Annotated in this window: 8 protein-coding genes; 6 read left to right on the top strand and 2 right to left on the bottom strand. The window is 59.8% G+C overall.

Annotated features, from left to right (window positions below):
* Positions 1–264 precede the first annotated feature (264 nt).
* Together P2Q66_RS04305 and P2Q66_RS04300 are read right to left on the bottom strand one after the other, a co-directional pair.
* Complete coding sequence (locus P2Q66_RS04305; protein WP_275725891.1) at positions 265–1,515, bottom strand: IS256 family transposase; 1,251 nt, start codon at positions 1,513–1,515, stop codon at positions 265–267.
* Positions 1,516–1,826: 311 nt separating this feature from the next.
* Positions 1,827–2,588 (bottom strand): SDR family oxidoreductase, encoded by a 762-nt coding sequence (locus tag P2Q66_RS04300; protein WP_275725889.1) that lies wholly within the window; start codon positions 2,586–2,588, stop codon positions 1,827–1,829.
* A gap of 127 nt (positions 2,589–2,715) precedes the next feature.
* Between P2Q66_RS04300 and P2Q66_RS04295 the strand changes: the two genes are divergently transcribed.
* The 6 genes from P2Q66_RS04295 to P2Q66_RS04270 all read left to right on the top strand — a co-directional run.
* Complete coding sequence (locus P2Q66_RS04295) at positions 2,716–3,429, top strand: TetR/AcrR family transcriptional regulator (RefSeq protein WP_275725887.1); 714 nt, start codon at positions 2,716–2,718, stop codon at positions 3,427–3,429.
* Between the two features lie 351 nt (positions 3,430–3,780).
* Positions 3,781–4,029 carry a hypothetical protein gene (locus P2Q66_RS04290; protein ID WP_275725886.1) on the top strand — a complete coding sequence of 83 codons (249 nt, stop codon included), beginning with the start codon at positions 3,781–3,783 and terminating at the stop codon, positions 4,027–4,029.
* A 500-nt stretch (positions 4,030–4,529) separates the two neighbouring features.
* The gene (locus tag P2Q66_RS04285) at positions 4,530–5,300 is read left to right on the top strand and encodes an SDR family NAD(P)-dependent oxidoreductase (protein ID WP_275725883.1); all 771 of its coding nucleotides are present in this window, start codon (positions 4,530–4,532) and stop codon (positions 5,298–5,300) included.
* Between the two features lie 88 nt (positions 5,301–5,388).
* Positions 5,389–5,859 carry an SRPBCC domain-containing protein gene (locus tag P2Q66_RS04280; RefSeq protein ID WP_275725881.1) on the top strand — a complete coding sequence of 157 codons (471 nt, stop codon included), beginning with the start codon at positions 5,389–5,391 and terminating at the stop codon, positions 5,857–5,859.
* Positions 5,860–6,104: 245 nt separating this feature from the next.
* Complete coding sequence (locus tag P2Q66_RS04275; protein ID WP_275725879.1) at positions 6,105–7,334, top strand: acyl-CoA dehydrogenase family protein; 1,230 nt, start codon at positions 6,105–6,107, stop codon at positions 7,332–7,334.
* Between the two features lie 1,028 nt (positions 7,335–8,362).
* A partial coding sequence (locus tag P2Q66_RS04270) for an MBL fold metallo-hydrolase (protein WP_275725876.1) occupies positions 8,363–9,448 on the top strand: 1,086 nt, incomplete at its 3' end.

Below are 9,448 nucleotides of genomic sequence, written 5' to 3'. Positions count from 1 at the left end.
GCGTACTTCCCCGAAGCCAACGCCCTGGTCCACAAGGAAAACGTCGCCCGCGAATCCAACACCCCCGGCTTCAAAGCCATGTTCGTCCGCTTCGAACCACACACCGCGCAACCGCCGACGCGGTAGCTTACGAGGATCTCCAACCGGCCACTCCGTGGCACGACTCGCTTAGTCGAAACAACCCGAAAACCACTTGTAAAGGGTGGCTAAGGGGATGCCGGGGAACTGTCCGATAAACGGTGTGTGGGGTCCGGCCGGTTTTCATTATTGAGTGGTTCTTTCGAACCGGCCCGCGAAGGTAATCGCGAACGCGTTTAGTGCAGGTTTCCACCTCATCACCCAGCGTGCCCGCCCGCCGCCGGTTGGATCAAGAGATCTGGTGACCAGGTACAGGCATTTCAGGGCAGCGGTCTCGTTCGGAAAGTGCCCGCGGGCCCTCACCGCCCTTCGGTAGCGGGCGTTGATCGACTCGATCGCGTTCGTCGTGCAGATGACCCGTCGGATCTCCACGTCGTACTCCAGGAAGGGCACGAACTCGGCCCAGGAGGATTCCCAGAGCCGGACGATGGCCGGATACCGCTGGCCCCATTCGGCAGTGAACTCGGCGAACCGGTCCTTCGCCGCTTGCTCGGACGGGGCCGTGTAGACGGGCTTGAGCGCCTTGACGATGCCGTCGCGGTGCTGGCGTCCGGCGTAGCGGAAGCTGTTGCGGATCAGGTGCACGATGCATTGCTGCACGACCGTCCGCTCCCAGGTGGTGGTGATCGCCTCCGGCAGGCCCTTGAGCCCGTCGCAGACGGCGATCAACACATCTTCCACGCCCCGGTTCTTCAGCTCGGAGAAGACCTGCAGCCAGAACCGGGCACCCTCGCCACCATCGCCGGCCCAGATGCCCAGAATCTCCCGCTCCCCGTTCACGGTGACGCCCATGACGACGTAGAACGGGGTGTTGCGCACCTGCCCGTCACGGACCTTGACCACGACCGCATCAACGAACAGCACCGGATAGAGCGGATCCAAAGGCCGGGCCGACCATTCGGCCAGTTCCCCGGCGACTTTCTCCGTGATGCGGCTGATGGTGTCTTTAGAGACTCTGGCCCCGTAGACCTCCTCGAAGTGCGCGGCGATTTCCCCGGTGGTCAGCCCCCGGGCAGACAGGGAGAGCACGATCTGATCGATCCCGTCCAGACGCCGTTTCCGCTTGGGCACGATCACTGGTTCGAACGAGCCGTCCCGATCCCGGGGCACCTCAATCTCGACCGGACCGATCTCGGTCAGCACGGTCTTTGACCTGGTGCCGTTGCGCATGTTGGCTGCGACCGGTGTCTGGCCGTGCTCGTGCCCGAGGTGCTCTGTCAGCTCGGCTTCCAGCGCGGTCTCGAGCACGTTCCTGGTGAGTTGGTTCAGCAGCCCGCCCGGGCCTACCAGGCTCACGCCCTGCTCCTTGGCCTGCGCGAGCAACCGCTCCGCAAGCTCCTTCTGATCGATGATCTCTCCCGTCACAGGATCGACCATCACCCCTGTCATCTCGGTCGTGGACTCTGACACGGCCGTCTCCTTTCGGATCAGGCCGGACCCCACACACCGTTATTCAGACAGTCCCGATGCCGGGGGTGGCCATCTCACCGGGTGACTTTTCTTGGCCTCGGAGTTTACGGGCGGAGTGAATTTTCGCCGCTGTCGATGCGTTTCACCTTCCGTCAACCGTAGGTTCCGACATATAGCTGTCATGAAGTTCTGTCCAATGGCCGCGGAGTGCGGGAAGAAGTACGCGGCCCATGCGCTGTGGGTGCATAGGCGGTGTTGATTTCTTGCTGGGGTTGGGGTTAGAGCAGGGTGCCGCCTGAGGCTTCGATGCGCTGACCGGTGATCCAGCTGGCGCCAGGCGCCAATAGGGTTGCGATGGCTCCGCCAATGTCATCGGGCAAGCCGACGCGCCCCAGTGCGGTTTGGGAGGCCCAGAAGGTGTTGATGTTCTCGTTATCGCGGACGATGCCGTCGCCGAAGTCGGTTGCGATCGGGCCGGGTGCGATCGAGTTGACGGTTATACCGCGTTCGCCGAGTTCTTTGGCGAGGTACCGGGTGTAGGTGTCGATGGCCGCCTTGACGGAGGCGTAGATGCTGAACCCGGTGCCGACGAAGCGGTTCAGCCCGGTCGAGACGTTAAGGATGCGGCCCCCGTCGGCGAGCTGCGGGAGCAGTTCCTGGGTGAGGAATACGACGCCCTTGAAGTGAACGCCGACCATGGTGTCGAAGTCGTTGATGGTCGTCTGGCCGACTGTAGTCCATGCGGCGACGCCGGCGTTGTTGACGAGGAAGTCAAAGGAGTCCCTGTCCCAGATCTCGGTGAGCGCGGTTGCAAGTTCGGTGGCGAATGCCGGGAAGGTGTCGTACTGGGTGGTGTCCAGCTTCAGTGCCACGGCGCGGCGTCCGCGGGCGGTGATCTCGGCAACGACGGCGTCGGCTTCTTCGTGGTTCGATCGGTAGGTGATCACGACGTCGGTGCCGGCGTCGGCGAGGGCAAGTGCTGCCGCGCGGCCCAGGCCGCGGTTTCCGCCGGTGATGAGGGCGATGGATTGCGTTTTCATGGTGCTGCTTTCTAGTTGTGTTAAGGGGGTGACTTGCCGCTCGACCGTTCGGGCGGATCGGTGTTAACTAAATCATGAGATCGCTGGTAACGCAACAACGGTAACGCGATTGCGTTACCATTGGTTTGTGCTTGAGTCAGAGGACAATCGGTCTCCCCGTGTCCGCATCTTGGAAGCGGCAGCGGTCCTTCTCCGTGAGGGGGGACGGGAAGCGGTGTCGACGCGGTCCGTTAGCGCGGCAGCGGGTGTCCAGCCGCAGACGATCTATAGGCAGTACGGGGACAAGGCGCGGCTTTTGGATGCCGTGGTTACCGAGGGGTTTCGGGTCTATATCGAGTCAAAGGCTGCCCATCCTCGAACGGAGGATCCAGTCGAAGATCTGCGGGCAGGATGGGATCTGCACGTCGCATTCGGGTGCGAGAATCCCGCGTTGTACGTGCTGATGTACGGCGAACCTGACGCAGGGCGGGGCCTCAGGTCCGCGGACCAGGCCGCCGACATCCTCCGCGGCCTCGTGGGCGCCGTCGCTAGAGCCGGTCGGCTGCGTATTGATGTTGAAAAGGCCGCAGCCATGATCCAAGCGGCAAGTGTCGGAGTGGTCCTCACAATCCTCGCGCAAGGTCCCTTCGGGGTAAGCGGTCTCTCAGAGGCGGTGCGGGAAGCCATGATCGAAGCGGTCGCAACCGAGCCGGTAAACAGAGCAGCCGCAAACGCGTCCGCGCCCGCAGCGGAACATGCGATCGCACTTAGAGCCACGCTCGGCGATGTCGAGAAGAACCTCACGCCCGGAGAAACACTCCTGCTCGAAGAGCTGCTGCGGAAGATTGCCGCCCAACACTGAAGCCCAAGATAGCCTACCGAGTCGCCGCAGCTGTGGTGGTGAAGGTTGGTTGGTATCTGTACGTTGTCGAAAGTGACGCCAGCGAGATGCGAGGCTGTGTTGATGTAACAGGGGACGGGGCAGTCGTTTGGCTATACATGAAGGTGGCGCTGACACGAGACTCCTTACGCGAACCGACGGTAGTCGCATCTGGCGTCGCTCGTAAGCGCTCAGCCGAAGTCAAAGATGAGAATGCAAGCAGGATCGCAGCCACAACGAGGTCAGGCACCTGCGGACTATCGATTTTGCCCGGAACCCGCACGCCCGGAAATTCGGCAGTACGGGGTCCTCCGGGTCCGCTACGGGAAGGCCATGAAGAGTTCATCACCTAAGCGCCGCAGCGTCCTGACCGTGTTCGACTGGTCCACAGAAATCGTTGCCGACTGTCTAGAACACGGCCACCCGCACATGACCGTCGGCCTGGACCTGTTCCCCTCCGAACGGGGCACCCTCGTTTCGGAGACGGCGCTGAACCGAAGGTTCAACCGGCACTGCGAGGACCTGAGCCTCTCCCCGGCCTGGACATCCACTCGCTGCACCGCTTTTACGTCGCCCACCTGATCGAATCAGACTTACCGGCCGCCCGTGAGCACCTGTTGCAGGTGAACGCCCCGGTGGTGCGGGGCCGGCCACGAACGGCAAGCCGCCCTAGGATCTCAGCCGTCATCGCGGATCACCCGGGCACGTTCGGGCCTGATGGTCTTGTTCAGGCCACGTCTGTTCCCTGTCAACAGTCGAGCGAAGGCTCTGAGGTGAGATGCCGACGGTCTGGCGGAATGTTCGTCCGAAATGAGAGAGCGATGAAATACTCCGTTCGACAATTTCAGTCAAGCAACTCGTCCATTTGCGTCAGATCCGTTCTGTGGCCTGCTCCCGTTTTAGATTTTCTCGACGGGAACCGAGGCGAAAAGAGCAGCACGGGAGTACGCGTGCGCGACTCTCCGCGAGAACCTCCGCCACAGCCGACCAGAAAACGGCTTTCGAACGCAAGTAGCTTTCGAAGGCCCAGTGAGTGTTTGATCACAGGCACACAAGCCGCGCACTAGCAAAGGAGCATGAGCATGCGAGGACTCGCAGGTAAGAAGATCATCGTTGCGGGAGGCGCAACAGGAATTGGTGCTGCAACAGCAGAGCGGCTTGCGGCGGAGGGCGTCTCGGTAGCGATCGGGGACATCAACGCCGATGGGGCGCGAGCAACGGCTCAGCGCATTACCGACAACGGCGGAACAGCTGTTCCAATTCAGTTCGATTTCGCAGATGAAAGCTCGATCAATAACCTCGTCGAGAAATCGATCGGTGAACTCGGCGGGCTGGATGGATTGTTCAACGTCGGAGCTGACCTATCCGACGCTACCTTCGGAAGCGACCCTAACCTTCTCGAAATGGATGCCGCTGTGTGGAAGCGCACCTTCGAGGTGAACCTCATCGGCTACGCGCTGAGCTGCAAGGCTGTCATCCCCCACCTTCTCGAACAGGGCGGCGGCGTGATCGTCAACACCAGCTCCGGCGGCGCGACGAACACCACCGATTCATCGCCCGCCTACTGCGCATCAAAAGCCGCAATCGGTGCGCTAACTCGCCACATCTCAGCGACCTGGGGTGCGAAAGGTATCCGCTGCAACGCCGTAGCTCCCGGAATTGTCATGACCGAGAAGTTCCTTTCCTCCGACACCGCAGGCTTGATCGAGTACTCGAAACTGTTCCTGAAGGTTCCCAAGCTCGCCGAGCCAGCGGACCTTGCAGGTGTCGTCGCATTCTTGCTCTCCGAAGATTCCTCCTACGTGTCAGGCCAGGTGTGGTCGGCGAACGGCGGATGGTTCTTCCGAGAGTGAACCGCGCGACGACCGATTCGGCCCTTGCACACGAAATCTGAGCGCAGCAATCGCTCGCTTTAGAACAGACAATTCGAAGGAGAATTTGATGACTGAAACAACTGGAACCGCAGCAGATCAGGTCGAGCTGACCATCACACGGACGTTCGACGCTCCACGCGAGTTCATTTGGGCAGCGTACAACGACCCGAGTGAAATTGAGCGTTGGTTGCGCCCTGCGCTCGGCCGCGAGGGAGTGTCGTATGTTCCCGTCACCGGGCAAACCTACGACTACGTCTGGGAGAGCGATAACGGCGAGAAGTTCCCGACAAACGGGACCTACCTTGAGGTATTTGCCCCGGAACGCCTCGTCTTCACGTGGGGAAGCCCCAACGAGGATGTCGCCGACCAGCCTGTGTGTACCGTTGACTTCACCGAAGAAGACGGCAAAACAACCTATGTAGCTTCCTTTACAAGGCTCGATAAGGTTCCCGGAAAGTTCTACCTGGCCGGTCGTATCATCCGCCAGGCAGACCTCCTGAGTGATGCCATCGCGCAGCGCAAGACGCAAGAGAACTAGTAGAGACCAGGCTGGCGTGAATTCGTTCAGTTCGCCCCAGTCTGGACCTCGCTGGTTCGGATTGCGGGTGACGCCCTCCCGCAATCCGAAGCTCCCCCATGGAGCAGAGCGACCTAAGAACACCGCAAGGCCGCCGCGCAGGGTAGATCTCGATCGGAGATTACACGAACCGACTAGGCCGTCACTCGTTCACTTTCTCTCCACGTAACACAGCATCGATCACACTCTCCTTAAAGGAAATCCGAATGTCACTCACAACCTCGACACCCGCGCCGTCGGAACTGTCAGATCCGGCAGCGCACTTCATTAAGAAAGCCATCGAGCTTCGCCCCCAACTCTTGGCACGACAGGCCGAGACAGAACAGCTCGGCTATTACCCTGAAGAGACTCACCAGGAGCTCCTGGAGGCGGGCTTCTACCGACTGCTCCAGCCCCGGACTTTCGGTGGCTTTGAAATGGACCTCGGCTCGTTCCACAGGGTCGTCATCGAACTCGCTCGTGGCTGTCCCTCCACCGCATGGAGTTATGCGTTCGGTGTATCTCACCAGCTCATCGCAGCAATGCATTTCTCGAAAGAGACACAAACCGAGCTCTTTGCGGCTGAAACCTGCCTGATCGCCTCGACATCGACCATCAGTTCAGTCCCGGCCGAGAAGGTCGACGGTGGTTACCGCATTCGAGGTTCGTACCCCTACGCGTCAGGTTCGCGATACAGCACCCACTACCTCGGCGGTGCTTTCGATACCGACGGCAATCAGCTAACCATCCTGGTTCCGCGATCGGGTTACACAATTCTCAACGACTGGGACGACGTTCTGGGTTTGAAGGGTACGGGCTCGAATACTCTCGAGATCGACAGCGTCATTCCCGATCACCTCGTCCTTCAATCTCCGTTCTTCGTGCCGCCAATCCAGGGAGGGTCGGTCGGATACGAACTGCACGGTAACCCGATGTTTGCGCTCCCCTTGCTTTCGATCACCTCACTGCTTATGTCCTGCGTTGGTGTCGGTGCGGGACTAGCAGCAACCGATGAGTATGCGCGCATCATCAAGTCGAAGCCGGGCATGTCGTTCACCCCGGAGCCCCCGCCCATGCTTGGCGACCTCGAAGAATACCAGATGCACCTCGGCACCGCCCTCTCGGTTCTCGTTTCAATGGAGGCTGTCGTGGTGCGCGGCGGCGAACTCCTCATGGGATTTGGCGCACAGAACGTTCGCGAGGGCGGATACAACCCCGAGTGGGACAACCAGCTTGTTGCGATGGCAATCGTGGCAGCCAAGGGCGTCTGGGGCACAGTTCAAGAGCAGTTGGTAAGCACGATCGGAACGAGCAAGATCTCTCGGCAGGATGAGCGCATGCAGCGTTACGTTCGTGACCTGCAGATGCTTCTCAGCCACAGGTTCGTGATGTACAACCACCAGAACGCTGTGGGCTTCGGAAACGCCGCTTTGCAGAAGCTATCGGCCGCCGAGTAACCGCTCGTTTTGTGAAGGGCACGCAGAAGACACGCGTAGACATGGAAGTCTCATGCCCGAATCAGCACCGCGAACGAGCTGAACGACGCGCGCGACGTGGCGATAGTGACGGGCGCAGCGTCTGGAATCGGACGTGAGACGAGCTGCGAACTGGTTGGTGTCCGGGTGGAACGTCCTAGCGGTCGATCGCAACGCGCATGAACTTGTGCGCACCGTCGAGGCAACGAGCGGAGCGGGCACCGCCGTCGCGGGGCTTTATGAGCTTGACGACGACAACGCTCACGAGCTCATTGTTTCCCAGACTTTAGAGGAATACGACGGATAGACGCGCTGGTACATTCGCTGGGGTTGCTCTGTCGGGTCCGCTCGCCGAGTGTTCAATTTCGGATCAAAGGCTTCATCCACTCCGGCGATGTGGGCGGGCCAATTTCCCCAGTCTACAAAGAGGGCTGCGAGCTCGACCTCATACATGCTCGCGCCACAGGCTGCACGAACGACCTTGATGGACCTCGCACGGTCGAAGCAGATCTGGGAAGGCCTGTCCGAGTACACCGCCGGTGGAACAACCCGCGATCCACCCGCGATCGCTCCGCTTGTCAGACGCTCGGCGGTACCCACGCGGACGCGTTGCAGCATGGCCAATCGTGAGATGCGTTCAGCGATATCCATACGTTCTGTTGTACCTGACGAAGTCTCGCGTTCCGAGCTCTAAGCGTTGCCCTCGGCTTGGCACCACAGCACCACAGCACCACACAGAACGAAGAATACCGTGAGCGATTCCAGGGGCCTTGGGAATGGCCATCTTAGCGACGTCCTACTGGGAAACTCCAGTTCGTGAATTTAGGTCAAACAGGTCGACAATTTCAGTCAGATCCGTTCGGTGCCCTGCTTCCGTTCTAAATTTTTGGATGAACCGAGGCGATAAGAGCAGAACCCGAACCCGCGGAGCGACTCTCCGCGAGAACCTCTGCTGCAGTCGACGAGAGGAAGTTGACTTTCGAAAGCAAGTAGCTTCCGAACCCCCGTGAGTGGCCAGACCGTTGACACACACGGTTGTTGTCGGCGGCATTTATGCCGATGTCGGCGGAACGTCGGTGGTTGTGAAATGGACCTCGGAAGTGCTCTACAAGAGCATGTACTTTGACTCAAAACCCGATACTGGCACGAACGAACGTGAGGATTACATGGCAACGGAGCAGTGGAAAGTCGGCGAGACAACGATCTCGAAGATCGAGGAGATGAACGCAGAATTCGACGTCGTCTCGTACGTCAACGACTACCTTCCAACAGCGACAATGGAAGGCGTCAACGCAATTGACTGGCTCAAGCCAACTTACATTCACGATGGCAAGTGGGACCTCACGCTTCAGACTTTTCTGATCGAGACTCCCACTCACAAGTTCGTGATCGATCCCGGAGTCGGTAATGACCGCGAACGTGTTTTCCCGTACTTCAACAACCTGCAGACCGACTACTTCAAGAAGCTCACTTCTTTTTGGAATGTTGACGAGGTAGACGGTGTTTTTGCTAGCCACATTCATATCGACCACGTTGGGTGGAATACCCACAAGGTTGACGGTAAGTGGGTCCCCACCTTCAAGAACGCGCGCTATTACTTCGTGAAGGAAGAGTTCGAGTATTGGCAGCAGGAAGTGCCGAGACTGCGCGCGGCTGGCTCCACTGAAGCCGATGCCGTCGCCACATGGGACGACTCGGTCCAGCCCATTATTGATGCTGGCCTCGTCACACTGGTTGACGCCAACGCATCTCTCACCCCCGAGATTCGACTGGTTCCCACAGTCGGTCACACGATTGGTCACACGTCGATTCTGGTTCAGTCCCAGGGGGAGAGCGCGGTCATCACCGGCGACATGATGTCGGGACCGTACCAGGTTGCGCGTTATGACTGGTCAGGGGACCACGAGTACAGCCTCGAAGCTTCGAACGCCACGCGCCAAGGTTTCCTCGACAGGTTTGCAGATACTTCGACCGTGGTTATTGGTTCGCACTTCAGCACCCCAGCGGGCGGCCACGTAATTCGCGAGAACGGGACTTACCGATTCGTTCCAGTCGAAGGTGCGGTTCCCGAGAAGGACCCGTTCGCTCTGGCCCAT

The sequence above is a fragment of the Arthrobacter sp. Cr_A7 genome (assembly GCF_029222765.1).
GTDB lineage: Bacteria > Actinomycetota > Actinomycetes > Actinomycetales > Micrococcaceae > Arthrobacter.
This window is presented reverse-complemented; position numbering and strand designations above follow the sequence as displayed.

Bases quoted from the DNA above. Each gene is read 5' to 3' on its own strand.
- P2Q66_RS04305 (WP_275725891.1), bottom strand. From the start codon at position 1,515: ATGGTCGATCCTGTGACGGGAGAGATCATCGATCAGAAGGAGCTTGCG.
- P2Q66_RS04280 (WP_275725881.1), top strand. From the start codon at position 5,389: ATGACTGAAACAACTGGAACCGCAGCAGATCAGGTCGAGCTGACCATC.
- P2Q66_RS04300 (WP_275725889.1), bottom strand. From the start codon at position 2,588: ATGAAAACGCAATCCATCGCCCTCATCACCGGCGGAAACCGCGGCCTG.
- P2Q66_RS04275 (WP_275725879.1), top strand. From the start codon at position 6,105: ATGTCACTCACAACCTCGACACCCGCGCCGTCGGAACTGTCAGATCCG.
- P2Q66_RS04285 (WP_275725883.1), top strand. From the start codon at position 4,530: ATGCGAGGACTCGCAGGTAAGAAGATCATCGTTGCGGGAGGCGCAACA.
- P2Q66_RS04290 (WP_275725886.1), top strand. From the start codon at position 3,781: ATGAAGAGTTCATCACCTAAGCGCCGCAGCGTCCTGACCGTGTTCGAC.